Origin of the sequence: Azotobacter vinelandii CA, assembly GCF_000380335.1 — a bacterium.
Lineage (GTDB): Bacteria > Pseudomonadota > Gammaproteobacteria > Pseudomonadales > Pseudomonadaceae > Azotobacter > Azotobacter vinelandii.
The window spans coordinates 3,830,143-3,856,765 of sequence record NC_021149.1 but is presented as its reverse complement, the minus strand read 5'-3'; the positions used below and the strand labels follow the sequence as shown (position 1 = coordinate 3,856,765).

General features: G+C 66.9%; 21 protein-coding genes, 1 tRNA gene and 1 pseudogene. 8 read left to right on the top strand and 15 right to left on the bottom strand.

The window, feature by feature from the left end:
* Window positions 1-302 precede the first annotated feature (302 nt).
* Both quiC and AVCA_RS17320 read left to right on the top strand, forming a co-directional pair.
* Window positions 303-2,201, top strand: a complete 1,899-nt coding sequence (gene quiC / locus AVCA_RS17325) for a 3-dehydroshikimate dehydratase QuiC (protein ID WP_012702327.1) — start codon at window positions 303-305, stop codon at window positions 2,199-2,201.
* Between the two features lie 92 nt (window positions 2,202-2,293).
* Complete coding sequence (locus tag AVCA_RS17320; RefSeq protein ID WP_012702326.1) at window positions 2,294-2,959, top strand: TetR/AcrR family transcriptional regulator; 666 nt, start codon at window positions 2,294-2,296, stop codon at window positions 2,957-2,959.
* Between the two features lie 117 nt (window positions 2,960-3,076).
* Here the strand turns inward: AVCA_RS17320 and AVCA_RS17315 are convergent, their stop codons facing one another.
* On the bottom strand, window positions 3,077-3,931 hold the full coding sequence (locus tag AVCA_RS17315) for a shikimate dehydrogenase (RefSeq protein WP_012702325.1): 855 nt from the start codon (window positions 3,929-3,931) through the stop codon (window positions 3,077-3,079).
* Between the two features lie 4 nt (window positions 3,932-3,935).
* Window positions 3,936-4,379, bottom strand: a complete 444-nt coding sequence (aroQ, locus tag AVCA_RS17310; RefSeq protein WP_012702324.1) for a type II 3-dehydroquinate dehydratase — start codon at window positions 4,377-4,379, stop codon at window positions 3,936-3,938.
* Window positions 4,380-4,699: 320 nt separating this feature from the next.
* On the opposite strand from aroQ, the gene AVCA_RS17305 reads away from it, so the two are divergent.
* Window positions 4,700-4,773 (top strand) — tRNA-Gly (locus AVCA_RS17305).
* 101 nt (window positions 4,774-4,874) lie between these two features.
* On the opposite strand, the gene AVCA_RS17300 is transcribed toward AVCA_RS17305, so the two are convergent.
* From AVCA_RS17300 to AVCA_RS17290, 3 genes are all read right to left on the bottom strand, one after another.
* Window positions 4,875-5,345, bottom strand: coding sequence for a (R)-mandelonitrile lyase (locus tag AVCA_RS17300; RefSeq protein ID WP_012702323.1), 471 nt, complete (start codon window positions 5,343-5,345; stop codon window positions 4,875-4,877).
* Between the two features lie 39 nt (window positions 5,346-5,384).
* On the bottom strand, window positions 5,385-6,590 hold the full coding sequence (locus tag AVCA_RS17295) for an aldo/keto reductase (protein ID WP_012702322.1): 1,206 nt from the start codon (window positions 6,588-6,590) through the stop codon (window positions 5,385-5,387).
* A gap of 210 nt (window positions 6,591-6,800) precedes the next feature.
* Entirely contained in the window at window positions 6,801-7,790 is a 990-nt protein-coding gene (locus tag AVCA_RS17290; protein WP_012702321.1) for an aldo/keto reductase, read from the bottom strand.
* A 209-nt stretch (window positions 7,791-7,999) separates the two neighbouring features.
* On the opposite strand from AVCA_RS17290, the pseudogene AVCA_RS17285 reads away from it, so the two are divergent.
* The 3 genes and pseudogenes from AVCA_RS17285 (at window position 8,000) to AVCA_RS25370 (ending at window position 10,583) form a co-directional block, all read left to right on the top strand.
* Window positions 8,000-8,892, top strand: a pseudogene (locus tag AVCA_RS17285) (LysR family transcriptional regulator).
* A 22-nt stretch (window positions 8,893-8,914) separates the two neighbouring features.
* Window positions 8,915-9,808, top strand: coding sequence for a LysR family transcriptional regulator (locus AVCA_RS17280; protein WP_012702320.1), 894 nt, complete (start codon window positions 8,915-8,917; stop codon window positions 9,806-9,808).
* Window positions 9,809-10,148: 340 nt separating this feature from the next.
* Complete coding sequence (locus AVCA_RS25370; RefSeq protein ID WP_072432521.1) at window positions 10,149-10,583, top strand: carboxymuconolactone decarboxylase family protein; 435 nt, start codon at window positions 10,149-10,151, stop codon at window positions 10,581-10,583.
* On the opposite strand, the gene AVCA_RS17275 is transcribed toward AVCA_RS25370, so the two are convergent.
* The 5 genes from AVCA_RS17275 to AVCA_RS17260 all read right to left on the bottom strand — a co-directional run bounded on the left by AVCA_RS17275 (window position 10,475) and on the right by AVCA_RS17260 (window position 14,777).
* Window positions 10,475-11,680 carry an MFS transporter gene (locus AVCA_RS17275; RefSeq protein WP_012702319.1) on the bottom strand — a complete coding sequence of 402 codons (1,206 nt, stop codon included), beginning with the start codon at window positions 11,678-11,680 and terminating at the stop codon, window positions 10,475-10,477. The two genes, AVCA_RS25370 and AVCA_RS17275, sit on opposite strands and share 109 nt — an antisense overlap.
* Before the next feature lie 340 nt (window positions 11,681-12,020).
* Entirely contained in the window at window positions 12,021-12,149 is a 129-nt protein-coding gene (locus AVCA_RS27070) for a hypothetical protein (protein WP_012702317.1), read from the bottom strand.
* Between the two features lie 78 nt (window positions 12,150-12,227).
* Window positions 12,228-13,115 carry a YghX family hydrolase gene (yghX, locus tag AVCA_RS17270; RefSeq protein WP_012702316.1) on the bottom strand — a complete coding sequence of 296 codons (888 nt, stop codon included), beginning with the start codon at window positions 13,113-13,115 and terminating at the stop codon, window positions 12,228-12,230.
* Between the two features lie 15 nt (window positions 13,116-13,130).
* The gene (locus AVCA_RS17265) at window positions 13,131-13,757 is read right to left on the bottom strand and encodes an O-methyltransferase (RefSeq protein ID WP_012702315.1); all 627 of its coding nucleotides are present in this window, start codon (window positions 13,755-13,757) and stop codon (window positions 13,131-13,133) included.
* Window positions 13,758-13,781: 24 nt separating this feature from the next.
* Window positions 13,782-14,777, bottom strand: a complete 996-nt coding sequence (locus AVCA_RS17260; protein WP_012702314.1) for a zinc-binding dehydrogenase — start codon at window positions 14,775-14,777, stop codon at window positions 13,782-13,784.
* A 307-nt stretch (window positions 14,778-15,084) separates the two neighbouring features.
* On the opposite strand from AVCA_RS17260, the gene AVCA_RS17255 reads away from it, so the two are divergent.
* Window positions 15,085-16,011, top strand: a complete 927-nt coding sequence (locus AVCA_RS17255) for a LysR family transcriptional regulator (RefSeq protein WP_012702312.1) — start codon at window positions 15,085-15,087, stop codon at window positions 16,009-16,011.
* A gap of 112 nt (window positions 16,012-16,123) precedes the next feature.
* On the opposite strand, the gene AVCA_RS17250 is transcribed toward AVCA_RS17255, so the two are convergent.
* On the bottom strand, window positions 16,124-17,101 hold the full coding sequence (locus AVCA_RS17250; protein ID WP_236616252.1) for a substrate-binding domain-containing protein: 978 nt from the start codon (window positions 17,099-17,101) through the stop codon (window positions 16,124-16,126).
* A gap of 604 nt (window positions 17,102-17,705) precedes the next feature.
* Here AVCA_RS17250 and AVCA_RS17245 point away from each other — a divergent pair.
* Window positions 17,706-17,936 carry a hypothetical protein gene (locus tag AVCA_RS17245; RefSeq protein WP_041807600.1) on the top strand — a complete coding sequence of 77 codons (231 nt, stop codon included), beginning with the start codon at window positions 17,706-17,708 and terminating at the stop codon, window positions 17,934-17,936.
* Window positions 17,937-18,261: 325 nt separating this feature from the next.
* On the opposite strand, the gene AVCA_RS17240 is transcribed toward AVCA_RS17245, so the two are convergent.
* From AVCA_RS17240 to AVCA_RS17225, 4 genes are all read right to left on the bottom strand, one after another.
* The gene (locus tag AVCA_RS17240; RefSeq protein WP_012702308.1) at window positions 18,262-22,521 is read right to left on the bottom strand and encodes a two-partner secretion domain-containing protein; all 4,260 of its coding nucleotides are present in this window, start codon (window positions 22,519-22,521) and stop codon (window positions 18,262-18,264) included.
* Window positions 22,522-22,617: 96 nt separating this feature from the next.
* Complete coding sequence (locus AVCA_RS17235) at window positions 22,618-24,270, bottom strand: ShlB/FhaC/HecB family hemolysin secretion/activation protein (RefSeq protein ID WP_012702307.1); 1,653 nt, start codon at window positions 24,268-24,270, stop codon at window positions 22,618-22,620.
* A 184-nt stretch (window positions 24,271-24,454) separates the two neighbouring features.
* Window positions 24,455-25,549, bottom strand: a complete 1,095-nt coding sequence (locus tag AVCA_RS17230) for a DUF1513 domain-containing protein (protein ID WP_012702306.1) — start codon at window positions 25,547-25,549, stop codon at window positions 24,455-24,457.
* An 8-nt stretch (window positions 25,550-25,557) separates the two neighbouring features.
* Complete coding sequence (locus AVCA_RS17225) at window positions 25,558-26,622, bottom strand: imelysin family protein (RefSeq protein ID WP_012702305.1); 1,065 nt, start codon at window positions 26,620-26,622, stop codon at window positions 25,558-25,560.
* Between the last annotated feature and the right edge of the window lies 1 nt (window position 26,623).

Sequence of the window (26,623 nt, the reverse complement as noted above, 5' to 3'; positions counted from 1 at the left end):
GGCGATAAGGCGGACATGCGGGACATCGGGGAAATTCCTTTTGAAATTATTGTTGGAATCGGACGCTGCTGGAAAAGCTCCTGAGCGGCTTTCATGGTTGCCGTGCGCCCTGCCGGGGGTCAATCAGAGAGCGGGGCTTTCGTGCGATAATCGAACGAATAACTAACCAACCGGTACATTTTGGTTGCCCGCCTCGCGGCCCCGTCCAATAATCGATACGGATTTTCCCTTCGCCAGTCCGACCCTCCCGCCCCACGGTTGCGGCGTCCGCTGGCGGCAGACTGCTCCAATGCGGAGGACCCATGCATCGTTCCATTGCCACCGTCTCGCTCAGCGGAACCCTGCCGGAAAAGCTCGAGGCGGTCGCCGCCGCCGGCTTCGATGGCGTGGAAATCTTCGAGAACGACTTGCTCTACCACGGCGCCAGCCCGCGCGAGGTACGCCGGATGGCGGCCGACCTGGGCCTGGCCATCACGTTGTTCCAGCCGTTTCGCGACTTCGAGGGCTGCCGGCGCGACCGGCTGCAGCGCAACCTCGACCGCGCCGAGCGCAAGTTCGACCTGATGCAGGAACTGGGCACCGACCTGGTGCTGGTGTGCAGCAACGTCGCCGGGGATTCCCTGGGCGACCGGCAGATCCTCGTCGACGACCTGCGGCTGCTGGCCGAGCGGGCCGCCGCGCGCCGCCTGCGCATCGGCTACGAAGCGCTGGCCTGGGGGCGCCACGTCAACACCTGGCAACAGGTCTGGGACATCGTGCGGGAAGCCGACCATCCCGATCTGGGCATGATCCTCGACAGCTTTCACACCCTGTCGCTGAAAGGCGATCCGAGTGCCATCGCCGAGGTGCCCGGAGAAAAGATCTTCTTCGTGCAGATGGCCGATGCGCCGATCCTGGCCATGGATGTGCTGGAATGGAGCCGGCATTTCCGCTGTTTCCCGGGGCAGGGCGAGTTCGACCTGGCGGGCTTTCTCGCGCCGATCCTCAAGAGCGGCTACCGCGGGCCGCTGTCGCTGGAAATCTTCAACGACGGCTTCCGCGCCGCGCCGACCCGCGGCAACGCGCTGGACGGCTACCGCTCGCTGCTCTACCTGGAGGAGAAGACCCGCCTGCTGCTGGAGCGCCAGGGACGGCCGCCAGAGCCCGGGGTGCTGTTCGCGCCGCCGCCGGCCAGTCGCTACGACGGCATCGAGTTCCTCGAGTTCGCCGTCGACGACGACCATGCCGCCCGACTGGGCCAGTGGCTGACCCGTCTCGGTTTCGTCGAGGCCGGCCGCCACCGCTCGAAGAACGTCAGCCTGCTGCGCCAGGGCGACATCAACCTGGTGCTCAACGCCGAGCCCTATTCCTTCGCCCACGGCTATTTCGAGGCCCATGGCCCGTCGCTGTGCGCCACCGCGCTGCGGGTGCAGGACAGCCATCGAGCGCTGGAGCGCGCCTGCGGCTTCGGCGGACAACCCTACCGTGGCCTGGTCGGTCCCAACGAGCGCGAGATTCCGGCGGTGCGCGCGCCGGACAGCAGCCTGATCTATCTGGTCGACCGCGATGCCGAGGGCCACAGCATCTACGAGACCGATTTCGAGCTGAAGGGCGGCACCTGCGCCGGCGCGCTGCAGCGCATCGACCACGTGGCCATGGCCCTGCCGGCCGAGGCCATGGATTCCTGGGTGCTGTTCTACAAGAGCCTGTTCGACTTCGAGGCCGACGACGAAGTGGTGCTGCCCGATCCCTACGGTCTGGTCAAGAGCCGCGCCGTGCGCAGCCGCTGCTGCTCGGTGCGCCTGCCGCTGAACATCTCGGAGAACCGCAACACGGCCATCTCGCGCTCGCTGTCGAGCTATCGCGGCTCCGGCGTGCACCACATCGCTTTCTCCTGCGACGACATCTTCGTCGCCGTCGAGCTGGCCAAGGAGGCCGGCGTGCCGCTGCTGGAGATTCCGCTGAACTACTACGACGACCTGGCCGCGCGCTTCGATTTCGACGACGACTTCCTCAGCAGGCTGGCCTACTTCAACATCCTCTACGACCGCGATGCGCAGGGCGGCGAGCTGTTCCACGTCTATACCGAGCCGTTCGCCGAGCGTTTCTTCTTCGAGATCCTGCAGCGCAGGGACTACGCCGGCTACGGGGCGGCCAACGTCGCCGTGCGCCTGGCGGCCATGGCCCAGGCGCGCGACGGGCACGGCAAGCCCAGGCTGTGAGCCGCGAAGCCACGGCATCCGCGCCGTGGCTTTCCTCCTCCCGTCCGGCCATGAATAATGGCGCTCGTCCTTATCCTCAAGATGCGCCTTCCATGCCGGACACCAAGCCCGTCGCCGATCCCGCCGCGCGCCCGCGCCAGCCACGCAAGAACAATCCGGAAAAGACCCGGCAGGACATCCTGCTCGCGGCGATCCGCGAGTTCGCCGAGCAGGGCCTGAGCGGTGCGCGAGTGGATGCCATCGCCGAGCGCACCAGCACCTCCAAGCGGATGATCTACTACTACTTCGGCAGCAAGGAGCAGCTCTACCTGGCCGTGCTGGAGAAACTCTACGGCGACATCCGCGCCACCGAGGCCACCCTCCGGCTCGACGAGCTGGAGCCGGAGGCGGCGATCCGCAGGCTGGTCGAGTTCACCTTCGATCACCACGCTGCCAATGTCGATTTCATCCGCCTGGTGAGCATCGAGAACATCCATCACGGCGAGCATATCGCCCGCTCTCCGTCGATCCGCTCGCTGAGCAAGTCGATCGTCAGCCAGATCGCCGCGATTCTCGCCCGTGGCGCCGATGCCGGCGTGTTCCGCGCGGGCATCGATCCGCTCGACCTGCACCTGTTGATCAGTTCGTTCTGCTTCTTCCGCGTGTCCAACCGCTACACCTTCTCGACCATCCACCAGATCGACCTCGGCGGGGCCGAGGCCAGGGCCCGGCACCGGGAGATGATCTGCGAGGCGGTGATCCGTCATGTCAGGGCGTGAGAGGGGGGCTCGCGAGGTTTCCGGGCCGCCGTCAGGCGCCGGAGGAGCGCTCGCCGGAGCGCCTGGAAACCGTCCGGGCCCTGGCCGTTGCCGGAGCGGCGACCTCGGTGGCCGGGCTCAGCCGAGGCTGGCGAAGTGCGCCATCATCCGTCCGGCATCGGCCCGGACGTCGCTGAACAGCTCGAACGCCTTGACCGCCTGGAACACCGCCATGTTGCCGCCGTCGAGGGTCAGGCAGCCGAGGGCGCGGGCGTTGCGCAGCAGTTCGGTCTCCAGCGGGAAGTAGATGATTTCCGCCACCCACAGGTCGGCATGCAGCAGTTCGGCCGGCAGCGGCATGCCCGGCAGCTTGGCCATTCCGACCGGGGTGGTGTTGACCAGCCCCTGGGCTTCGGCCATGGCGGCCGGCAGGTCGCTGCCGGCCAGCGCCCGGTCGGCGCCGAAGCTGGCGTTGAGGTTGGCGGCCAGATCGGCGGCACGGCTCGGCTCCACGTCGAAGATGGTCAGCCGGCGCACGCCCGCCTGCAGCAGGGCATGCGCCACCGCGGCACCGGCGCCGCCGGCCCCCATCTGTACCGCGCGTTCGCGCGCCACGCCCGGCAGGCCGCGCCGGAAGCCCTCGGCGAAGCCCAGGCAATCGGTGTTGTGGCCGATGCGCTTGCCGTCCTTGAACACCACGGTGTTCACCGCGCCGATGCCGCGGGCCTCCGCCGACAGCTCGTCGAGCAGCGGGATGACCGCCTGCTTGCAGGGGAAAGTGATGTTCAGGCCGGTGAAGCCCATGCGCTCGGCCGCGCTCAGCAGCTCCGGCAGGGCTTCGGTCGTCAGGCCGAGCTTGTCCAGATCGATCAGCCGGTACAGATAGCGGATGCCTTGGGCGTCGCCCTCGTGCTCGTGCATGGCCGGCGTGCGCGAGGCCTGGATGCCTGCGCCGATCAGGCCGGCGAGGATGCTGTGCGGTTTGGCGGTCATGGCTTCAATCCTTCTGCAGGAGCTGGCTGAAGTGCTGCAGGGCCGTGCGGTAGCCGTGGCTGCCGAGGCCGCAGATCACACCGACGGCGATGTCCGACACGAAGGAGCGGTGGCGGAAGGGTTCGCGCTTGTGCACGTTGGAAAGATGCACTTCGATGACCGGCAGCTCGCTGGCGAGCAGGGCGTCGCGGATGGCTACCGAGGTGTGCGTCCAGGCGGCGGGATTGATCAGGATGCCGGCGCAGCGGCTGCGGGCCAGGTGGATCCACTCGATCAACTCGCCTTCATGGTTGGTCTGGCGGAACTCCACGACCAGACCGCATTCCTCGGCGGTGCGCGCGCAGAGGCCGGCGATGTCGGCCAGGGTTTCCCGTCCATAGGTGGCTGGCTCGCGCGTGCCGAGCAGGTTGAGATTGGGACCGTTGAGCACGAGGACAGTGTGTGTCACGCGATTCTCCATTGTTATTGGATGGTGGAGGTCGCGGGTAAAATGTACCGAATGGTTAATCCGGTCAATCCGCCAGCCGCCGCCCCAGGGGACGCGGCGGACGCCGATTGTCGCCACACCGGCCGGAAGGGGCCTGCAAACCCGATGCGGCGGGCTTTCCGGAGCGTTCCGGGACAGCCGGCACGGGCGCCGAAAGTGTGCGGTTATCGCTCGGGAAGGTGCCCGGGGGCTGCGCGGCAAAAAGCCCGGAACAGCGGCGAGAACCTGCGGAAAGATTGCACTTCACCTGCCGGCCTGCTTCTGGTAAAAAGGCAACCCTCGCGGGCGTCGTATAATGGCATTACCTGAGCTTCCCAAGCTCATGACGAGGGTTCGATTCCCTTCGCCCGCTCCAGAATCGACATTCAAGCCCCTGATTTCAGGGGCTTTTTCGTTTCCATTGAATGCCTCTGTCGAAACCGCCGAGCGGTTCCGCCCCGACAGGACGAAGTGGATTCACCGGCGGTACTGCTCGTCGCTGACCTTCTCCAGCCATTCCACCGCTTTGCCGTCCAGCGTTTCGGCGATGGCGATATGGGTCATCCCCGTCGTCGGAGTGGCGCCGTGCCAGTGCTTGACGCCCGGCGGAATCCATACCGTGTCGCCCGGCCGGATCTCTTGGCGCGGGCCGCCCCAGTGTTGGACCAGGCCGGCGCCGGCGGTGACGATCAGCGTCTGTCCCAGTGGATGTGTGTGCCATGCCGTGCGTGCTCCAGGCTCGAATGTCACGGTGCCGCCGCCGACCCGTGCAGGCGCGCTTCCCCGAAACAGCGAATCGATGCGGACAGTGCCGGTAAAACAGTTTTCCGGCCCGGCGCTGGACGGCTGCGAGCCAACCGGGGTGATTTCGATCATGGGCGCCTCCCGAGCTGATGCGATTGAGGAAAGAAATGCGATGGCGAAGGTGGTCGTGGCGAGCCGTTTCATTGCGTTTCCTTCATGGATGGGAGCATTTTCACCGGGTGGTCACCGCCCTTTTGGCAGGGGCGTATCCCGCCCGACCATCTCCAGCAGCCTCGGGGTTCCTCTTTCGCCATGCACCACGATCTGCGCCAACGCGGTGTTGAACGCCTGCATCTCCGCTGCGCTGAACTGGAGGTTGATCGCGCCGAGGTTCTCGTCCAGGTGCTGGATGTTGGTGGTGCCGGGAATGGGCACGATCCACGGTCGCTGAGCCAGCAGCCAGGCCAGCGCGATCTGCGACGGCGTGGCTTCCTTGCGTTGCGCCCATTCGCGGGCCAGCTCGACCAATGCCATGTTGCCCGTGAGCGCTTCGGGGGCGAAGCGCGGGTTGGTGCGGCGGTAGTCCGTGTATCCGGGGGCGTCGAAGCGGGTATCGGCGTCGAGCGTGCCGGTGAGCAGGCCGGCGCCTAACGGACTCCAGGGCACCAGGCCGATACCGAGCTCCTCGCACGACTCCAGCAAGCCCAGTTCCGGTCCCCGCCACAGCAGTGAGTACTCGTTCTGAATCGCTGCCACGGGCTGTACCGCGTGCGCCCGGCGCACGGTCTGCAGGCCAGGCTCGGAGAGACCGAAGTGCTTGACCTTGCCTTCGGCGATCAGGTCTTTCACCGTGCCGGCCACGTCCTCGATCGGCACGGCCGGGTCGACGCGGTGCTGGTAGAACAGGTCGATGCGGTCGGTCCGCAGGCGCCTGAGCGACGTCTCCGCGACCGCCCGGATATGCTCCGGTCGACTGTCGAGGCCGCCGATGCGCAATGCACTCGCCGGGTCGATGCCGAAGCCGAACTTGGTCGCGATGACCGCTTTGTCCCGATACGGGGCGAGCGCCTCGCCAAGCAGTTCCTCGTTGATGAACGGGCCGTAGACTTCGGCGGTATCGAAGAAGTCCACCCCGCGATCGATGGCGGCGTGGATGACGCGGATCATCTCGCGCTTGTCCCCGGGCGGGTTGTACTGGCCGCCGTTCATGCTCATGCAGCCCAGGCCCAGGGCGGAGACCTCCAGCGCACCGGGCCTGCGGCGGGCGCTATGGATATCGGCCTTTGCACGGCCCCCGGTGCCCGCCGTCGTCTGCTGTGCGAAACCCATCGATGGCAAACTCGCCAACAGCGGCAAGGCCGCCAATACCGCGCCCGTAGCCAACACCTTTCTCCGGCCGGGCAGCGTCAGATCGGAGCCAGGCCTATCTTTTTCATCTTCAACGTACATGACACGTCTCCGCCAGGTTGCCTTGAGCGAGGCCATGCCGATCCGCTCCGGACGGATCACCTCGATGTCGGCCTTGATGCGTTTGCTTCGTCCATGACGCCCCAGGCTTCGACGCCGCCGCGGCTTCGCTCAGGGGAAGGCTTGCGAGTGCCGTCATGAGCGCTTTGCGAGTCGGGTCATGGTCTGGCGACATCGGTCCGTTCCGGTTGGCTAACGGCCCACGCGCGCCTGTAGCGCCGCTGGATAGCGATCGCCTTGGATCTTCACCTGTTTCAGTGCGGTCGCGATCTTGCCCAGGTCCGCTTCGGTAAGCTCGATGGACGCGGCGCCCAGGTTTTCTTCCAGGCGGTGCAACTTGGTGGTACCGGGAGTCGGCACTATCCAGGGCTTCTGCGCCAGCAGCCAAGCCAGGGCGACCTGTGCGGGTGTCACGCCCTTGTCGCTGGCGATCCGGCCGAGCGATTCCACCAGGGCCTGGTTGGCCTGCAGGGCCTGCGGCGAGAAGCGCGGCACTGTGCTGCGGAAATCGTCGCTGCCGAAGGTGGTCGAGGCGCCGATCGCTCCGGTGAGAAAGCCCTTGCCCAGCGGGCTGAAGGGTACGAAGCCGATGCCGAGCTCTTCCAGCGTCGGCAGGATTTCCTGCTCGGGCTCGCGCCACCACAGCGAATACTCGCTCTGCAGAGCCGTCACTGGCTGCACGGCGTGGGCGCGACGGATCGTCTGCGCGCCGGCCTCGGAGAGGCCGAAGTGCTTGACCTTGCCCTCGGCGATCAGCTCCTTGACCATCCCGGCCACGTCCTCGATCGGCACCTCGGGATCGACCCGGTGCTGGTATAGCAGGTCGATGTGATCGGTGCGCAGGCGCTTGAGCGAACCCTCGACCGCCCAGCGGATGTGTTCGGGTCTGCTGTCGAGAATCTGCTGTTTGTTATCGTCGCCGAAGGTGAAGCCGAACTTGGTGGCGATCACCACCCGCTCGCGTACCGGGGCGAGTGCCTCGCCGACCACTTCCTCGTTGAGATAGGGGCCGTAGACCTCGGCGGTATCGAAGAAGGTCACGCCACGTTCGACCGCCGCGCGGATCAGCGAGACGGCCTGCCCGGTGTCCGTGGCGGGGCCGTAACCATGACTCAGGCCCATGCAGCCCAGGCCGAGCGCCGAGACTTCCAGCCCGCTGCTTCCCAGTTTTCGCATTTGCATGTCGCTTCTCCATTTGGCAGGTGCAACGGGGCCATGGCGGCGGCGTTGCGTTGGCAGGTCACCGGCTGCCGTTTCGCACCTTCTGCCCGGCCGCTCGGGACGGCCGCGCGACCTTTTGGTGGTACGGCTCGACCTTTTGCAATGTAGTGACGGTCGTGCGGGGGGACTAGATGGTAAAATCGGCAAACGGACTTGAACTGGATTCATGAATGGCCCGCGAGATTTACAGTGACCTGTTGGCCTTCGTCGCGATCGCGCGCGAGCGCAGCTTCACGCGCGCGGCGGCCCGATTGGGTGTGTCGCAGTCGGCGCTCAGCCACCGGATCCGCGCCTTCGAGGCGGAACTCGGCGTCCGGCTGCTGACCCGTAGCACGCGCAGCGTTTCGGTCAGCGAGGCCGGTGAGTGGCTGCTGCAGTCCGTGGCGCCGCAGTTCGAGGGGATCGAGGAGGAGCTGAAGGCGGTGGCGGAACTGCGCGACAGGCCGGCCGGTACCATCCGCATCACCACCAGCGACCATGCCGCCGACACTCTGCTCTGGCCCCGGCTGGCGGAGGTGCTGTCCGGCTATCCCGAGTCCGGGTCGAGGTCGTCGTCGACTACGGGCTGACGGATATCGTCGCCGAGCGTTTCGACATGGGGATACGGCTGGGCGACGAACTCTCCAGGGACATGACCGCCGTGCGCATCGGGCCGGACGTGCGTTTCGCCATCGTGGGGGCGCCGGCCTACCTGGCGAGGCGCCCGCTTCCGGCCAAACCGCAGGATCTGGCCGACCATGAATGCATCAACCTGCGCCTGCCGACCCATGGCGGGCTGTATGCCTGGGAACTGCGCAAGGGCGAGCAGCGGCTGAACGTGCGGGTCGAGGGTCAGCTCGTTCTCAACGGTGTCTACCAGATACTCAATGCCGCCCTGGCCGGCCTCGGCCTGGCCTATGTGCCCGAGGACATGGTCCGGCCCCATCTCGCCGAGGGGCGGCTCCGGCGGGTGCTGGACGATTGGTGCCCGACCTTCCCCGGCTACCATCTCTATTTCCAGAGTCATCGCCAGTCTTCGCGGGCCATGGCTGTCCTTATCGAGGCGCTGCGCTACCGCGCATAGGCGGTGCGTGAACGAGGCTCCCATGGCCAGAGAGAACTTCAACGACCTGCTCGCTTTCGTCAGGGTCGTCCGCGAAGGCAGCTTCACCCGGGCGGCGGCCCAGCTCGGCATGTCCCCGTCGGCGCTGAGCCATGCCATCCGCGGGCTGGAAGCCAGGCTGGGGGTGCGGCTGCTGACCCGTACCACCCGGCACATCTCCACCACCGAGGTCGGCGAGCGCCTGTTCCAGGGCGTGGCGCCGCGCTTCGAGGCGATCGACGCCAGGCTGGCGGGCCTGGCCGAGTTCCGCGACCGGCCGGTCGGCACCGTGCGCATCACCACCGCCGAGCACGCGGCCAACAGTATCCTGTGGCCGAAACTGTCCGAGGTGCTTCGCGAGTACCCGGACATCCAGGTCGAAGTCACCGTCGATTACCGGCTCGCGGACATCGTCGCGCAGCGCTACGACGCCGGCGTCCGCCTGGGGGACCAGGTGGCGAAGGACATGATCGCCGTGCGCATCGGACCGGACCTGCGCATCGCCATCGTCGGATCGCCCGCTTACTTCGCCACGCGGAGCGAACCGGAGACCCCCATGGACCTGGCCGGGCACAACTGCATCAATCTCCGCCTTCCCACCCACGGCGGTCTGTTGCCCTGGGACTTCGGCAAGGACGGGAAGGAGATCGTCGCCCGCGTCGGCGGTCAGTGGACCTTCAACAGCAGCGAGCCGATCCTGCGCGCCGCCCTGGCCGGCCATGGCCTGGCCTTCCTGCCCGAGGACATGGCCCTGGAACACATCGCCGCGCAAAGGCTGGTCAGGGTGCTCGACGACTGGTGTCAGCCGTTTCCGGGCTACCACCTCTACTACCCGAGCCGGCGGCAGTCCTCGCGGGCTTTGGCCGTCGTCATCGAGGCGCTGCGCCATCGAACCTAGAGTCCGGAGCTGCCCACGCGTTCGTCCTGCGGATGGCGCGGGCGCATCGGCGTATCAGGCATCAATCGGTTCCAGGGGCATTGCTCAAAACCGCGATCGGGACTCGATGAATCCAGCCGTGGCCGGTAATTCATGAACTTTATTCAATACTGCATGCGGAATAATGAGCTTAATCGGATCGTGTTGCGTCCGTAGCATTCCGGAGCCGAAAAGGCCAACCCGGTTTCGCATCTCCCCATGTCGCATGCGAGGTACCCGGCCGGGTTGGTTCGATATCGGCGGGCGGATGGTTCGACGTCATGCCGCTCCATCCCCGCTGGCCCATCGCTGGAGTCCGTACATGAAAACCATCGGCTATGCCGCCTACGACCCAAAGTCGCCCCTGGCCCCCTACGAATTCGAGCGGCGTGAGCTACGTCCCAACGATGTCGCAATGGAGATTCTCTATCGATATGGCTTCGCTGTCCGAATGGCCGCGTTGATCGCCCGCGGCCGGGCCGGGCAACTGCACTTCCACCTGAACCGGGCGATGGACAACGGCCTGACGCGGGAACGGGCCGCCGAGGCCGTCGCCCACCTGGACATGTACGACAAGCCGCGATACGTGGGAGCGGCGGTGGCGAAGCTGGCCCGGTTCTATGGGCACCCTCTAAGCCTTCCAGGTTTTCAGGTCGCGGCGCACTCCTGTCCCGCCTCGGTCGAGAAGTACAGCAGGGCCGCCAGCGGCAGGGCGAGGCCGATCGACGAAGCGAGCGTCCAGCCGCCGTGCGCGTAGGCCCAGGCGCCGAGCGTCGAGCCGATCGCGCCGCCGGCGAAGAAGGTCGCCATGTACAGGCCGTTGAGTCGGCTGCGCTGTTCGGCGCCGAGCATGTAGATCAAGCGCTGGCCCAGGACCAGGTTGGCGGTCACGCCGGCGTCCAGCACCACGCCGGCCAGCACCAGCAGCGCCAGGGCGGCGTGCGAGCCGGCCGGCGCCAGATGCGTCAGGGCGAAGGCTGCCGCCACCAGCACCATCGCCGTGGCGCTGCCGGCGCGGGTCAGGCCACGGTCGGCCAGGCGCCCGGCCACTGGCGCGCACAGCGCCCCGGCCACACCGACCAGCGCGAACAGGGCGATGCCCGATTGCGACAGGCCGAAGGCGGGGCTGGCGAGCAGCAATGGCGTCACCGTCCAGAACAGGCTGAAGGCGGCGAACAGACAGGCCTGGTAGAGCGCGCGGCGGCGCAATACCGGCGTGTTTCGCCAGAGTCGGCCCAGCGAGGCGAGCAGCGCCGGATAGCCGATGCGCTGCTCGGGACGGCGCTCCGGCAGGGTGCGCCAGAGCACGGCCGCCAGCAGCACCATGACCGCTGCCGACAGCGCGAACACCGCGTGCCAGGACAGCAGGTCGGCGACGAAACTGGCGACCGGCCGCGCCAGCATGATGCCGAACATCAGCCCGCTCATCACGTTGCCGACCACCTGTCCGCGCATGTGCTCCGGTGCGAAGTGGGCGGCGAAGGGCACCATCACCTGCACCGCCACGGAGCCGATGCCGATCAGCCAGGCCGCGGCCAGGAACGGGAGCGCATGCGTCGAGAACGCCGCCAGCAGCAGCGCGGCGGTCACCGCGACGATCTGTGCCGTCACCAGCCGGCGGTTTTCCAGCAGGTCGCCCAGCGGCACGATCAGCAGCAGGCCGAGGCCATAGCCGACCTGGGTCATGGTGACGATCAGTCCGGCCAGTTGCGGCGACAGCCCCAGGCTCTGGCTGATCGGCCCGGCCAGCGGCTGGGCATAGTAGAGATTGGCCACCACCAGCCCGCAGGCCGCTGCCAGTAGCGGGGTCAGCCAGGCCGGTGGCGCCGGTACGGCGGAAACGTTCCCGTTCATGCGAAAACCTGCTCGGTGAACGGTCGCATCACGCCGGCCATGCCGCTCTTGCCCTGGCTGCGTTCGCATACGGTAATTTTCGTCATGCTGTTCTCCTCGAAAGTCCGGGCGGGCCGTGCCGCCCGTTCCCGAATGAAAGGGATGGAGCGGCTCCGGTCCGTGCCGCACGCTCGGTGGCGAACAGGAAGCCCCGGATAGACACCGCCTCCGTCCCGCCAGGCGCTCACTGCGCCGAGGCCTTGCCCCGGTCCCTTGTAGCGCGACAGCCAGTGCGCATACTGCCCGCTGGCGAGCCTGCCGTCACATACCGCGAAGGGTTGGAAGTCGGGCGGTGGCGTCTTCATTGCCGCCTGGCCTGGTGCGTGGCGGCGAGCGGATCGGCGACGATGATCTCGTTGGCGGCGAAGTGCTCGGTGGTGCCCGGCAGGCAGTCTTCAGGCCAGATGATCGCGTTCATCTTCCCGCTCATGGGGATATTCCTTTCCTTGCTTCGATGGCGACGGAACGGCTCGGATAGCGCCGGGATTCGCCGTCATGGCGTGCGGTTTCAGGCCAGGTAGCGGCGGAACCAGGCGATCGTCCTGTCCCAGGCGAGCCTGGCCGCCGCCTCGTCGTAGCGTGGCGTCGAGTCGTTGTGGAAGCCGTGCTGGGTGCCGGGGTAGATGTGGGCCTCGTAGGTCTTGCCCGCGGCTTTCAGCGCCGCCTCGCAGGCCGGCCAGGTTTCGTTGACGCGCGGGTCGTTCTCGGCGAAGTGGAGCAGCAGCGGCGCCCGGATGCGTGGCACGTCCTCCGCTTTCGCCTGGCGGCCGTAGAACGGGACCGCCGCGGCCAGCTCCGGGTAGGCGACCGCCGCCGCATGGCAGACGCCGCCGCCGTAGCAGAAGCCGGTGATGCCCACCTTGTCGGTGGCCAGGTCGCTCTTCAGCAGGTATTCGACGGCCGCGAAGAAGTCGTTCATCAGTTTCTCGGGATCGACCCGCTGCTGCAGTTCGCGGCCCTTGTCGTCGTTGCCGGGATAGCCGCCGACCGAGCTCAGACCGTCCGGGGCCAGGGCGACGAATCCGGCCTTGGCCACACGCCGCGCCACGTCTTCGATGTACGGGTTGAGGCCGCGGTTCTCGTGCACCACGACTACGCCCGGCACCGCTCCCCCGGCCCTGGCCGGGCGGACGAGGTAAGCGCGTACCTCGCCGTGGCCGTTCGGTGAGGGATAGCGGATGTATTCGGCATGGATGTCCGGATCGGTGAACTCCACCTGCTGCGCCAGCGCATAGTCCGGACTCAGCGAGGCGAGGATGGCGGCGGCGCTCAGGCCGCCGACGGCGAACCTGGCGGCGCCTTCGAGGAAGGCGCGCCGGCTGATCCGGCCGTGGACGTAGAAGTCGTAAAGTTCGAGCAGTTCGGGATGGAAATCCCTGGCGGTGAGACGGGCCATGTTTTCCTCCTTACCTCAGGCCGGGTTCGCCGGGGCGTAGCGGCTGACCTCGATGCCGGTGCCGACCGGCAGCAGCACGCTGTCGATCCCCGGCTTGGCGCGGATGGCGCGACCGTAGGCGCGCGCACCCTCGCTGACCGGCCGCAGCATGTTGTCCGCGACCAGGATCGCGCCGGGGTTGAGTTTCGGGTAAAAGGCCTCCAGGCACGGCACGTAGAGTTCCTTCCACAGATCCACGAAGACGAAGTCCAGCTTGTCCGGGAGTTCCCCGATCATTCGCACGGCGTCGCCGACCCTGAAGTCGATCCAGTCCGCCAGCCCCGCGCGCTCCGCCATTTCACGCGCATGGGCCGACTTGTAGGCATGCAGTTCCATGGTTACGAGCCGCCCGCCGCTGGCACGCGCGGCTTCCGCCAGCCAAATGCCGGAGTAGCCGAACGAGGTGCCGAGTTCGAGGATGGTCGGTGTGCCGAGACTCCTGGCCAGGATGTTGAGCAACTGCCCGGTCTCCGGCCCGATTGCGTACATGTGCAGGTCCTGGCCGCCGTCCTGCCCGCCGGGCGGTTCCTGCCACGGCGCACTGCGTTCCTCGCGGATTCGTGCGTGATAAAGCTCCAGAACCTCGGTGACTTTCGCATCCATGGGTATTTCCTCGGTCGGTCATGGTTATCGCACACGCACCAGCGGCTTGCCGGAAAACCGCCGGTGGCGCAGTTCTTCCAGCAATTGCGCCAGCTCGTCGAAGTCGCGCGCCAGCCGCGTCTCCGGCTGCAGGCGTCGCTCGGCCAGTTCGCCCAGCATCCGCTCGCCTGCGGCGGTCAGGCATGCCCAGGCGGCGTCGTCACCGAAGGCGTGCAGAGCGCCGAGGGCTACCTCGTGCAGCGACAGGGCGCGCCCGAAGGGCTCGCAGGGCCAGTGCGGCACGCGCCCCTGGATGCAGACCAGGTGCCCGTTGGCCAGCAGCGCCGGTGCCAGGCGTTCGGCATGATCTTCGTTAACGCTGTCGATGACCGCGAAGAAGCGTCCGTTATCCGGTACCCAGCGCTGTCCCGTCGCCAGCGGCCCGGCGATGCAATCCTGTGCGCCCAGGGTTCGCAGCCGTTCCCAGTGCCGCGGGTGGCTCATCGTGGTGACGGCGAAGCCGCGTGCGCTGGCCAGTTGCACGAGATAGTGGCCCACGGCGCCGCCCGCGCCGCCGATCAGGATCGGCCGGCCCGGCTGCGCGGGCAGCTTCTCGATCGCCAGCCAGGCGGTCAGCGCCGGGCATGGGAAGCTGGCGGCGACCTCGAAGTCCAGCGCGTCGGGCAGGCGCATCAGCGCCCGTGCGGCCACCGGCGTGTACTCGGCGAAGCTGCCGGGACGCTGCAGGCTGGTGTGGTAGGCCACGCGCTGCCCCAGCCACCGCTGCGCCACGCCAGCCCCGACGGCCACCACCACACCGGCGCCGTCGACACCCGGCACATGGCCGGGTCGCCAGTTCACCAGCGCGCCGCCGAGTACCTTCCAGTCGACCGGATTCAGCCCGATCGTCGCGTTGCGCACCAGTGCCTGTCCGGCTTCGAGCGGTGGCCTTGCCAGCCGTTCCAGTTTCAGATCCAGGGGAGCGGCGCTGCCGCGCCAGACCCACGCCCGGTAGTCCGCGGGCAGAGATTCGTCTCGCATGTCTTCTTTCGTCCCCAGTGCTGGCCGGCAGATGTGTCCACTCGATCGCTGACCGGCCCCGGCCGGAGGAATCAGCGTGTGGTTGTAGCGCTTCAGGATATTTCCGAACGGACCCTCGTCGGGCTCGGCCCGTGGGGCCGGCGTGGAACTCGACGGCGCCGCCCGGACCGCTCGGCGGCAGGCCGATGGAAAAACGCCGCGAGGAGGGCATGACGTGAGCCTCGTATTGGATCCGACCGGTCAAGGCTACGCCGGCGTGACGAATATTTGATCTAATGGCGCATTATCGAATCGATAAAAATTCCTTATGCTCAATCCGCAATGGCTGAAGACTTTCGTCGCCCTGGCCGAGTGCGGCGGCTTCACGCGCGCGGCCGATCGCCTGGGCCTGACCCAGGCCGCCGTCAGCCAGCACGTGCGTCATCTGGAAGAGCGGCTCGGGCTGCTGCTGATCCGCCGTCCCCGCCAGATCGAGCTGACGCCGTCCGGCACGGCGCTGCTGGACTACTGCAAGGAGATCGAGCAGGCGGACAGGCGCCTGAAGGCACGGCTGTCGAATGCCGACGCCCATCGGGGTGAAATCAGTCTGATCACTCCGGGCAGTGTCGGGCTCGCTTTGTACCCCGTTCTGCTGGAGTTGCAGCAGGCCAATCGAGGCTTGGTCGTTCGCCACCGTTTCGCGCCCGATCCCGAGACGCTGGACGCCGTTCTGCGGAAACAGTACGAGTTGGGCCTGGTCACGCTCAGGCCCGACGATCCGCGCATCGTCGCCGAGTCGTTCATCGAGGAGCCGCTGGAACTCGTCGTGCCGGCGGGGGAAGCGGTGGAGCGCTGGGGGGATCTGCAGCGGTTGGGATTCATCGACCACCCCGACGGGCAGGCGATGGCCACCCGCCTGCTGGCGCGCCGCTTTCCGGGCAATCCGGGGGTGCGCAGCCTGCCTTGCCGTGGCTTCAGCAACCAGGTCGCGCTGATCCTGGAACCGGTCGCCCGTGGCCTGGGCTTCACCGTGATTCCCCGGCATGCGCGCCAGGCCTTCGCCCGGAGCGATGCCATCCGCGTGGTCGAATGCGGCGTCCCCGTGGTCGACACGCTGTGGCTGATCCATCGGGCGGAATGGCCGTTGTCGGCCCGCGCGGCGTTCGTCGTCGGTCATCTCCGGAAACGGATGCTGTCGCATGGCATGGTGTCCAGGCGTGGCCGCGGGAATGGCTTTACCTCGCCCGGCACGTAGTCCGGCGGGACATTCCCGGCGGTGGCTTCAGCGCCTTTGTGGACTCCGCGGGGCGGGGGGCCACCGCAAGGCCGCATGGGCGGGGAGGTCGTCATGCGCTGGAAGCACCGACTCAGGGGCGCGCGGGGAACTGCGGCGATGCCCCGGGCAAGTGGATGGCATAGTGATCGATGAGCACCTCCCGGGCGATGGGCTCGCCTCGCGCCAGACGCTTCAGCATCCAGTAGCTCTGCCGGCCGATCTCGCGGCCCTCCATGCCAAGGTAGGCTTGGGCCAGGCCGTCGTCGAGCAGTGCCCGCTGGGCCGCATCCGGCTCGTTCGTCGCGATGACGATGGTCGGAGCGCTTCCTCTCGCCGCGAGTTCGGCGAGCAGTGGGCCAAGTCTTCGACGATAGGTCCGTGGCTCGTGGATTGGCCAACTGCCAGTGCTGATGACGGCGTCGATCTGGCTGGCATGCAGCAGAGCGGCCAATTGAAGTACGGCATTTTCCAGGTTCTCGGCGCGGTAGAGCGGGCAACGGTTCGGTTCGCTCCAGCCGTTTTCTCCGTTCAGGCGACCGCTTCCTCCATCGCTGGCCTGGGTGCCGCGCAACTGTTGGCGAATGCCCTGGATACGCTTCCGATGATTGGCCTGCTGGGGGCTGTCGGTCAGGATGCATAACTTGCCGCCCTGTGGTCTGAAGCGCTGGAGCAGCATGGCCAATTGCTGGCCGAAGGCCAGGTTGTCGAGCCCGACGTAGCCCTTGCGCAGGTGTTGCTCCATGGGCTCCAGATCCGAGTCGAAGGTGATCAGCGGCGTCTTATCCAACCGTTGCAAGGCGTGGGTGGCCAGCCATTTCGAATGGGTCACCGACAGGGCGATACCGTCCAGATCCCTTGCGAGGGCCTGTTCCAGGGCCTGATTCTGCTGGCGGAAGTGTTCGGGGCCTTGGGAGCCCAGCAGCAGGCAGGTGTCGCCCTGAGTCCGGGCGGCCTCGGCGCAGCCTTCGCCTGCCTGAATGAAGAAGCGATGGTCGACCCGTTTGGCGATCAGTGCAAACTGCAGGGGCTCGGCGCTGCCAAGGGGGGCTGAGAGCAGCCCGGAAAGCAAGCCGGCAGCATGGCAAAGAAAGTGAAACGATAGCCATCTTTTCAAAGCACATCCTTCAGGCTTCGTTGTTCGAACGGCATGCGCTCGACCTGGCGGCCCTGACCCAGTGGCATTGGAGACTGGCTGGCGACCGGAAAACCTATTGAAGTTGGAGGTCCGCCGTCCATCAAGCTAAGCGTTCATGAGTACTCCGGAAAGTGGTCCGGGCTTGGCGATGCTCTGAGCGTTCTTGCACCGTCAAGTGGCAGGACGCACTGTCATGACGCATTTTGACGGTGTTTGGAGGCGGCTGGGCCGGTGCGACGAGGCAGACCGCCGATGCGCTGTTTTCTCCGGCCACTCTACTGTCCGGCAGGCTGTGACACGAAGTTTCCGAGCATTTTCCTTGGTTTCGTTCCTTCTCTGCGTACAAGCGCTCCATGATCGCCGGACGTTGCAGGAAGGAGTCCACCTAGAAAAGCCCAAGACTGCGACAGGGCGGCACAGGCAGTGCATATTCCCCTACCACCCGGCGTTTTGTTGCCATGGATCAAGGCAGCAAGGCTACAGGTGATCTAACTTGTTAGACATGTATGCGAGCAAACACAAGCAGGGGATGACAAGAATGAAACTAGCAGTCGCTCGAAGCCTGTTTTTTGTCGGTTCCTTGGCCGTTGCTTCCCTGGCCGTGGGAGCTTGGCACGAGCCCGCGCCCGGCGTGATCAGCGCCAGTAGCGATCTCGATCATTGCCCACTCCCCCCCAATGCCAGGGGTACTTCCGCGCAGATCCGCCCGGATCAGGATCTGATGTTGCTCCTCTTCGGCTTGTCGCAGGGCCTGAAAGGATCCAACTGATCCAACCGTACGCTGCGCGTACTTTTTCCGCGTTACCGGCAGCTGGCTATCAGCAGGGGCCAGCTGACCGCACGATGCAGCCCCACGGGAACCTGCATTGCTGTTCGGTTGTCATACTGGCTTGTATGGCTGGCGAACTCAAGGCTTTTTGTCCGAAAGTCTAAGTGAATTTTCTCTTACTCCACGAAGGCTGGCTCTGGCCATTCGCTCGATCTCTTTTTTTCCATATCGCTATCGCTGCGGGCCGTGTCGTTCAGCATGGGACGATGCCTCGGCGTTGGCTGCACTGCGGCCGGCGGCAAGAGTGCCGGCCGCGTTGCATCGATCAGAGTCCTTCCGGCAGGCGCAGGCCTCCGTCCTCTATCGCGTAGGGAACGGCAGATTCGTTTGCCGCCTGATCCTGCGTGGTAGTTGCCACGGGGCAGCGATAGCGTTGCCGAATATCCAGCCGCTGGTCCGCCGTTCTGCAAGGTTCCCTGGTTGCCAAGGCAGCCAGATAGGCAGGCGATAGCCGGACAAAGTTGCTCTTGTCACGCCGGTTGCGATTGCTACCGTTACCGTCATCTCCACCGTCGTCGTCGCCTCCATTGCCGCCGGAGTTTTCGCTGCCGTCGGAGCCGCCGCCCGTGTTTCCGCTATCGTCGGAGCCGCCGTCAGCGCCGATGCCCCCGTCGCTCCCCACACCGCCGTCGCCATTGTCCGTAGCTGCAAGGATGGAGCCGGTGGCGGTTCGGTGGGTCACTTCGTAATTGTTTCCGCCGTTGCCATCGTCGATGGCCACCTCGTCGACCCGCAGGGTGCGTTCGCCGGCTTCGGCCGAATCGTATCGCTGAGTCGCCGTGAGCGTATCGCCGGTGGCGAGGCCGGCGACTCCGACCGTGCCGCTGGAAGCGACGGTGCCATCATAGGTCTTGCTGTCCGGACTGGCGCTCAGGATCAGCCGAGCCCTGTCGATGGTCAGGGTGCCGGGGAGGTAGCCGATGTCGTAACCGAGCTGGCTGGAGTAGAGGCCCGAGTCGATCGCATGGCTGCCGGCGTTGCGCGCCGGCTGGCTGGTGTTGATGGTGCCGTGGATCAGGTTGTGGTCGACTTTCGGAAAGCGGTGCCAGAAGTTCGGGGTTATCGAGCTGGCCGTGTAGCCGCTGCCTCCCGCCCAGACGCTACCGTCGTAGATGATGGTCACATCGTCGGCGACGACCGCCAGCGGTGTCATGAAGGCGCGCAGCAGGGGTGCGGTATGGCCTTCGTGGATGCGCCAGACTGCCGTGCTGCCGCCGCTGGCGGAGATGCTCCAGCCGGCGAAGCTGTCCTCGCGCATCATGTGTCCGTCGCTCAGGCCGCCGGCTCCGCCGGTGTCGCCAGTTCCGATACCGGGCAGGCCGCCAGCCGTTGTGGCGTTCCAGTAGCTCCTGGAAAGGCTGCCGCCGTTGTTGCCCAGCAAGGCGCCGACGTCGCGGCCAGTGGCGATGACAGCGCCGATCGCGTAGCTGGTGTCGATGCTGCCGCTGTTGTAGCCGACCAAGCCGCCGGCCTCGCTGGGGCCGGAGACGCTGCCGGAGGCGTAGGTGTTGGCGATCGAGCCTGAATTGGAGCCGGCCAGTCCGCCGCTGCGGGGGGCGGCGCCGATAACGCTGCCGAGCGCGAAGCTGTTTTCGATGTGGCCTGCATTGGCGCCCACCAGACCGCCGCCGTCGCCGCCGGAGGCGACATCGCCGGTGGCGTGGCTGGTATCGACATGCCCGACGTTATGGCCCACCAGACCGCCGACCCTGTCGACTCCGGCGACGCTGCCCGTGGCGTAGTTGGTCCTGAGCGTGCCGGCGTTGTAGCCCACCAGTCCGCCGGTGTTCTCCGCCCGGCCGGCGACATCGCCCGAGGCGCTGTTGCCGACGATCAGTCCGCTGCTGGTGCCCACCAATCCGCCGACATTGGCATTCCCATAGACGTTGGCGAAGTTGTGGCCGCCGACGACGATGCCGTTCGAGTTGAATCCCACCAGACCGCCGACGTTGACGTTTCCGCTGACGCTGCCGGGATGACTCGCGTAATCGCCCGGAATGCCGTCAATAGCGGCGCGGATATTGTCGAGCGACGCGAGCCCGCCGGGAACGACGATGCCGGGGCCGGTCGTGGCCAGCCTGCTGTCGACGAGTGTCCGCAGGCCGTCCAGGCTGTCGATGCCGGCGAGGCTGCCCAGACTGTAGCTGCCGGCGAAAAGCCTGCCGTCGTCGAATCCCGGCAGTCCCAGGCCGGTGGCCGTTTCCGCTAGGCCGCCGATGCTGTAACCGCCGGCGAACGAAGCGTGACCGTCGAGGCCGAGCAGGCTGGCCAGTTCCCCGGGCATGCTGATGCCGAAGCCGCCGCCCGCCACCAGGCCACCGAGATTGAGGCCTGCCAGGCCTCCGGTATCGACGTTTCCGCCGACCACGGCGTTGCTGTAGTTGGCGGCGATGAGACCGGCGAGATTGGCGCCTGCCAGACCGCCGACGCCGGTATTCCCGCCGACTTGTCCGAGGCTGTAGTTGCCCGCGACCATGCCGCCGTCGTTGCTCCCCACCAGGCCACCGACATGGGTGTCGCCCAGGGTGTCGCCGATGGCGAAGTTGCCCATAAGCACGCCCGAGTTGGAGCCTGCCAGTCCGCCGATGCTGGATGCCGTGCCGGTCACGCTGGCGCGGGCGAAGGTGCCGATGAGCTGGCCGCTGTTGCTGCCGACCAGCCCGCCCACGAAACTTTCGCCGCCGACAGCGCCGATGCCGTGGCTGTTGGCGATCAGGCCGCTGTTTTCCCCCACCAGTCCGCCGATGTACTGGTAACCGTTGACGTTGCCGATGGAATAGACCGAGTCGAGTGTGCTGGACGAGGCCTTGCCGACCAGGCCGCCAACGCGGCTCAGGCCCAGAATGCTGGTATCGGTCAGTCCCAACCGGCGTATGGTTGCGCCCTGTGTCGTGCCGAACAAGCCGACGTTGTCGCTCGTCGTCCGGTCGATGGTCAGTCCGGAAATCCTGTGTCCCAGTCCGTCGAAGATGCCGGTGAAGGGGGTTTCGCCGTTGCCGATCGGCTCGAAGCCGGCGCCGCCGTTCCAGGTACCGGTATCGCTGGCGGCGATGTCGTTGCCCAATGCGTAGCGGCCGCCCGGATCGCCGCCAGCGATGTCCTGCAGGGCCGCGAGATCCTGGATCAGGGTGTAGAGGTCGCCGTTCACGGAGAAGCGGGCGCCGTTGCCTGAAAGGGTGATGCTGGCGCCGTTGAACAGGCGGTAGCCGGCGTTGCCGCCGGGATTCAGCGCCAGGCCCGCGCCGTTGCCGGTGGCGTCGATATCGGCACGGATATCGATGTCGTTGTGCGCGGTGAGGGTCAGCGTGGTGACGGCACTCCAGCCGACGGCGGCATTGACCTCGATATCGCCGGGGCCGGTGCCGTCGTTGCCGCTCGCCACTTCGACGTTGGTGGCCGCCAGGTTGGCCGATAGCGTATCGGCGCCGATACTGCTGCCGGCCGGCGAGCCGCCGGCGCCGATGCTGAGGTCGCTCGGCTCGATGCGCCAGGTGCCGGTCTTGCCCGTGCCGGCCCTGGTGGTCACCCTGGCCGTGTCGGCGACCCGTACCGTGGCGCCGCTGGTTTCGATGAAGCCGCCGTCGCCCGTGTCCGGGGCCGAGGCGTCCAGGCTGCCACCGACCTGGACGATGCCCTGGCCCGTGTCGCCGAGCAGGGCGATCCTGCCGTTCCTGTTGCCCAGGGTCCGCGCCTCGATGACGCCTTCGTTGTTGACCACCGTCTTCAGCAGCGCATCGCCGCTCCCGGCGGTCATGACCACGCTGCCGCCATCGGCCGCGATCAGCTTGCCGTTGTGGGCCAGGGCATCGGCAGCGGCCCGGTCGACCTGGACATTGAGCAGGCCGTCGCCGGCGAAGTCGAGGGTTATCTGGTCGCCGGCGGCCAGGACCACGGTGCCCAGCTTCGCCTGGATGACTCCGTCATTGCCGACCTGGCCGCCGAGCAGGGCCACCGAGCCGCCGTCGCTGGCGGCGATGCTGCCCAGGTTATTGATGCCGGCCGGGCGGCCGTTGGCCTTGAAGCGGTAGCTGCCGGCCTCGAAGTCCTCGTTGCCGAGGTCCAGGGTCGAGGCGACCAGGCCGCCGACGTTCACGCTGGCGCCCTGGCCGAAGAGGATGCCGTTGGGGTTGATCAGAAATACCTGACCGTTCGCATCCAGCTTGCCGAGGATGGCGCTGCCATCGCTGCCGATCACCCGGTTCAGGGCGATAGCGCCGCTGTCCGGCTGCCGGAAGGTCACGCTCTTGTCCGCGCCGATGTCGAACCGCTGCCAGTCGATGGCCAGCTTCCGGCTGTTCTGCAGGATCTGCAGGTTGTTGCTCGCGGGTGTGCCGATGAGGCCGTCGCCCAGGACGATTTGTCCGCCTTCGGGCAGGTCGGCGGCCTGCAGGGGGAGTGGCGAAAGGCACAGGGCCAGGATCGGCAGGCGCAGCCTGCCGGGTTTGCCGCGCCTGACGGTGCGTTCGCTGGTGACGACCCAGGCGTTTTGCGCATGACTCCAGATGACGTCGAATATCCTGTTCATGGTGGCGTGTCCCCTTCCGATGGGCGTGCGTACGACTGTGGACATGATCGATGCGCCAGGGCCGTACTGCCTGCTCGGTGATGAGGCGCGCTCGCTTTAAAAATAGCGGACCAGTTGAGCCCAGAGGCGTGGCGTGCGATTGACATCGCTCTCGGTACGCTCGCTGCCGAGTTTCCAGGCGGAGACGACGCTGATCCGCCAGCCATGGTCGTTCCAACCGACGCCGACCCCGGCGCCGGAAAGCCTGCGGTGGTTGTCGCCGGCGTCCCAGGTGTCCTCGTTCAGATGCACCTCGCCGTGGTCGATGAAGGTGGAGAACTGCCAGGCCGGGGTCAGGGCGTAGCGCAGCTCGATGTTGGCCAGCCAGCCCTGGTCGCCGGTGGCTTCGCCCTGCGGATAGGCGCGCACGCCGTAGGGGCCGCCGAGCCAGAATTTTTCCGCGGAGTCGAGGTTGCCGTCGCTGAGCTGGGCCTGCAGGTGGATGTAGAGGCTGAGGCGTTCGGTCAGGCGTTGCAGGCGCAGGATGGCCGGGTTCCACTTGTTGAAGCTGCCCTGGGTGCGGGCGGTGGCCGCATCCAGCCGCTCCACGTCGCCGCTGTCGATGTTCAGATCGCCGTGGGTGTAGGTCAGGGCGAAACCGGTGACACCACCCAGGCTGTCCTGGGCGTTGCCGCTGAGGGTCGCGCTCCAGTTGCGCAGGCGCTTGTCGCTGCGGCTGGAGAACAGATCGATATCGTCTTCGAGGAATTTGTCCTCGAACTGCAGGTGGCCGTAGAGGTTGAAGGCGCGGCTGCGGATCAGCGGCTGCAGCACGAAGGCCGTGACGATGCGGGCATTGCCGTGAGCGTCCAGTTCGTCGAAGTCCTTGGACAGTTCGTAGTCCATGTCGGAGTAGGCCACACCGAGCTGGGTGCCGGCCGGACCGAGCGGTAGCTGATAGACGATGCGCCGGTAATTCTGGCCTTCGTCGGAGCGCATGCCGCGCAGGGTCAGCAGGTCGCCCAGACCCAGCGGACTGTTCAGGTTGAGAGTGAGGCCCAGGCGATTCTGGCCCATGAAGCGATTGCCATGGTTGTCCGCATCGAGGGAGCCGCTCAGCAGCGGGGCCGGGCGGGTCTCGACGATCAGGTCGGTGGTGCCGACGCTGGCGCCGGGACGCAGGGTGGACCTGACCTCGACGCCGGGGGTGTCCTGCAATAGCAGCAGGCTGCGCTCGAGCGCCTTGCCCTCGACCGCGGCCCCGCTTTCCAGGAGAGAGAGCGGCCTCGCGAGGACACGGTTGCCGACGTGCGAGCCGTTCTGCAGGCGGATCTGGCCGTAACGGCCTTCGAGCAGGGCGATCTCGACGATGCCCCGGTCGATCTCCTGGGGTGGCAGGTAGGCGCGGGCGAGCGGATAGCCGCGCTGGCGATAGTGGTTGGAGAGACGCCAGGCGGCCTGTTGCAACTCGGCAAGACCGAGGTCGCGGCCTTTCAGGTCATCGAGCAGGGGCAGGAGTTCGCTGCTCGGAATGGCCTGGTTGCCGCTGAGGCGAAATGCCTTGACCGACAGTTTCGGGCCGCCGGCGGTCACCTGCTCGTTGCCGCTTTCCGGCAGGGTCAGGTCGAGGCGCTGGGGCGTGGGGATGGACAGTGGCGTGGATTCTATGTCCTGGATCAGGCGGCCCGCATCGGGAAGTATGGCCGCGAGGACGCTACAGACAGGCAGGCACGTGCACAGGGCGAACAGAGGCCGCAGCGGATGGCGCATCGCTTGGATTCCTTTCCAAGAAGCTGGAGCATCCGGCCGACCTTCGGGAAGAACCGGATACGACTCGCTTCAATCCTTGAAGGTTGTGATTGCCCGGCCCGGGCTCTGTCAGCTTAAGAGCCCGCGGGCGACCGATCAAGGCGAGGTCGTCGGCATCGGACGGCCAGTGTGCCGGCCGGTGGGTTCAGGCCATTCGCAGATGGTTGTCCCAGAGGCCGGCCGGCAGTTCCAGGTGGCGGGTTTCGATCCGGGAGGCGCGGCAGTCGAACAGCCGGCAGCGGCTCTGTCCGGAACTGACGACGAAACCTTCGGCGACCGCGGCGACGCCGGCGCAGTCGGCCAGCGGCGTATCAAGGCGCAGCTCGGCGCTGTCCAGCTCCCAGATGAATACCCGGTTGCCCCGTGGTGCGGTCACGGCCACCAGGCGCAGGCCGTCGTGGATCGCCACGCTGGCGGTGTACTGGTTCATTGCCAGGCGCTGGGCCTCGCCGACGGGAAAGGCCTGGAAGGGCTGGCCGGGACGCTTGATCGCCAGTAGCGGCACGGCATCCTGCGGGTCGCCTTCGTATTGCTGGCCCGAAACCACGGTACCGTCGCCGGCCACGGCCAGATGGCGCACGCTGTTCATCGGCTCGGACAACCGTTCCTTGCCGAGCAGGACGCCGTCGCGGCGCAGCAGCACCAGGCTCGGCTCCATGGCTTCGAGGTTCATCTTCTCGCGGCTGTCGGCCTCGGTGCGAATGCCGCCGTTGGCCACCACCAGCGTTTCGCCGTCGGGCATCCACAGTAGCTGGTGCGGACCTATGCCATGGCTGGCGTGCTCGGCCACGCGCTGCAGGCGTTCCTCGCGCAGGCGATAGACGCCGATAACCCCGCGGCCGGGGTCGCGGGTATCGTTCTCGGTGCTGTAGAACCACTCGCCACCGGCGTGGAACACGCCGTGTCCGTAGAAATGCCGCTCGGCGGGGCTCGCCAGTGTCTGCAGCAGGCGGCCGTCGCGGGTGTCGACGAGGTAGCTCTCGCGGCTCGGCCGCCGGCCGACGAACAGCGCCAGCGGCAGGCGCGGGTGCGGTACCACGTCGTGGCAGCGCTCGTTCACCCGGGTGGCGAAGACCCGGCTACCGTCGAGCCGGTAGCCGGCCGCATGGTGATGGCCTTCGGCGTCGTCGCGGGCGGAGAGCAGCAGCGGCTGGCGGTCGCCGGACATCAGTCTCCAGCCGCCCAGGGTGGCGGCGGCGAGCAGGGCGCCGCCGCCGGCCAGCAGGTTGCGTCGTTTCATCGCCGTCCTCAGTCGCCGTCGTGGGCATTGAAGCCGAGCTGGATGTCGAGCGCCTTGGCCAGCTCGCGCTCGTGCAGACGGTGCAGGCGGTCGAAGCTGTCGTAGAGGGCGTTCAACTGGTCGCGTCCGGCCTTGTCGGCGAGCAGTTCGTCGAACGGACGCTGCAGGGCGGCGAGCCGCCCGCGGCTGTCGCCGAAAGCCCGGTCGAGGCGCTGGGCGAGTTCCGCCTGGTCCTCGTCGAGCAGGTTGCGGATGCCGTCCTGCTTGACGCCGAGCCACAGGCGCTCGGCCGTCGCCAGGCTGGCGGCGAGGTTCGAAAGCGTGGACTGGCTGCGCCAGGACTCGGCCTGCAACGGTTGCGGCACGCCCTTGCTCTGCCGGCCGAGCGGTGTGCCGAGCTTCTTCTTCAGGACATCGAGGGCGGTGACCTCTGCGCGCAGGATCTCGCCGATGGCTTCCTTGGCGTCGGCGTAGCGGCTGTTGGGAAAGCGTTTCAGGTGCACGGCCATGCCGGCGTCGCCCTGCCACTGCTGGAGGATTTCCGCGGAGAGGGTCTGCTGGTGTTTGCCGATGGCGGTCAGCAGCGGGCAGTAGCGCTGGCGCTGAGTGGCGTCGGTGAGGTCCAGGCCGTTGTCGAACAGCAGGTATTCGTAGGCGCTGAGGCCCTTGACCACCACGCTGGCCTGCTCCAGGTCGGCCTGGGTCAGTTGCGGTTTCTGCTGCAGCAGGTTTTCGACCTGGCGGGCGACCAGGTTTTTCTTGTCCGGCCAGAATTGTACCTGCCAGGCCAGGTTGCCCTCGGCCAGCGGCCCGAACAGCAGGGGTTGCAGGGCTGCCCAACTGTTCTGGGCGGTCAGGAAGATCTGCCGTGCCTGCTGCAGGTCCTCGTTGCCGGCGCAGAAGGAGAGGGCGCTGGCCGCCAGTTGGCGGTCGGCTTCGGCCCAGCCGCTGTAGGCCGGCAGCAGTACGCCGTCGCTCAGGGCGATGCTGGTCTGCTGAGCGGGCTCCTTGGGCGTGCAGGCCCCGAGCAGAAGGCCGGTCAGGGCGAGGAGGAGAGGAGTACTGCGGAACATG

Excerpts from the sequence above, each read along its gene's own strand:
- quiC (WP_012702327.1), top strand. The coding sequence starts at position 303 with ATGCATCGTTCCATTGCCACCGTCTCGCTCAGCGGAACCCTGCCGGAA.
- AVCA_RS17320 (WP_012702326.1), top strand. The coding sequence starts at position 2,294 with ATGCCGGACACCAAGCCCGTCGCCGATCCCGCCGCGCGCCCGCGCCAG.
- AVCA_RS17315 (WP_012702325.1), bottom strand. The coding sequence starts at position 3,931 with ATGACCGCCAAACCGCACAGCATCCTCGCCGGCCTGATCGGCGCAGGC.
- AVCA_RS17300 (WP_012702323.1), bottom strand. The coding sequence starts at position 5,345 with ATGAAACGGCTCGCCACGACCACCTTCGCCATCGCATTTCTTTCCTCA.
- AVCA_RS17295 (WP_012702322.1), bottom strand. The coding sequence starts at position 6,590 with ATGTACGTTGAAGATGAAAAAGATAGGCCTGGCTCCGATCTGACGCTG.
- AVCA_RS17290 (WP_012702321.1), bottom strand. The coding sequence starts at position 7,790 with ATGCAAATGCGAAAACTGGGAAGCAGCGGGCTGGAAGTCTCGGCGCTC.
- AVCA_RS17280 (WP_012702320.1), top strand. The coding sequence starts at position 8,915 with ATGGCCAGAGAGAACTTCAACGACCTGCTCGCTTTCGTCAGGGTCGTC.
- AVCA_RS25370 (WP_072432521.1), top strand. The coding sequence starts at position 10,149 with ATGAAAACCATCGGCTATGCCGCCTACGACCCAAAGTCGCCCCTGGCC.
- AVCA_RS17275 (WP_012702319.1), bottom strand. The coding sequence starts at position 11,680 with ATGAACGGGAACGTTTCCGCCGTACCGGCGCCACCGGCCTGGCTGACC.
- AVCA_RS27070 (WP_012702317.1), bottom strand. The coding sequence starts at position 12,149 with ATGAGCGGGAAGATGAACGCGATCATCTGGCCTGAAGACTGCCTGCCG.
- yghX (WP_012702316.1), bottom strand. The coding sequence starts at position 13,115 with ATGGCCCGTCTCACCGCCAGGGATTTCCATCCCGAACTGCTCGAACTT.
- AVCA_RS17265 (WP_012702315.1), bottom strand. The coding sequence starts at position 13,757 with ATGGATGCGAAAGTCACCGAGGTTCTGGAGCTTTATCACGCACGAATC.
- AVCA_RS17260 (WP_012702314.1), bottom strand. The coding sequence starts at position 14,777 with ATGCGAGACGAATCTCTGCCCGCGGACTACCGGGCGTGGGTCTGGCGC.
- AVCA_RS17255 (WP_012702312.1), top strand. The coding sequence starts at position 15,085 with ATGCTCAATCCGCAATGGCTGAAGACTTTCGTCGCCCTGGCCGAGTGC.
- AVCA_RS17245 (WP_041807600.1), top strand. The coding sequence starts at position 17,706 with ATGAAACTAGCAGTCGCTCGAAGCCTGTTTTTTGTCGGTTCCTTGGCC.
- AVCA_RS17240 (WP_012702308.1), bottom strand. The coding sequence starts at position 22,521 with ATGAACAGGATATTCGACGTCATCTGGAGTCATGCGCAAAACGCCTGG.
- AVCA_RS17235 (WP_012702307.1), bottom strand. The coding sequence starts at position 24,270 with ATGCGCCATCCGCTGCGGCCTCTGTTCGCCCTGTGCACGTGCCTGCCT.
- AVCA_RS17230 (WP_012702306.1), bottom strand. The coding sequence starts at position 25,549 with ATGAAACGACGCAACCTGCTGGCCGGCGGCGGCGCCCTGCTCGCCGCC.
- AVCA_RS17225 (WP_012702305.1), bottom strand. The coding sequence starts at position 26,622 with ATGTTCCGCAGTACTCCTCTCCTCCTCGCCCTGACCGGCCTTCTGCTC.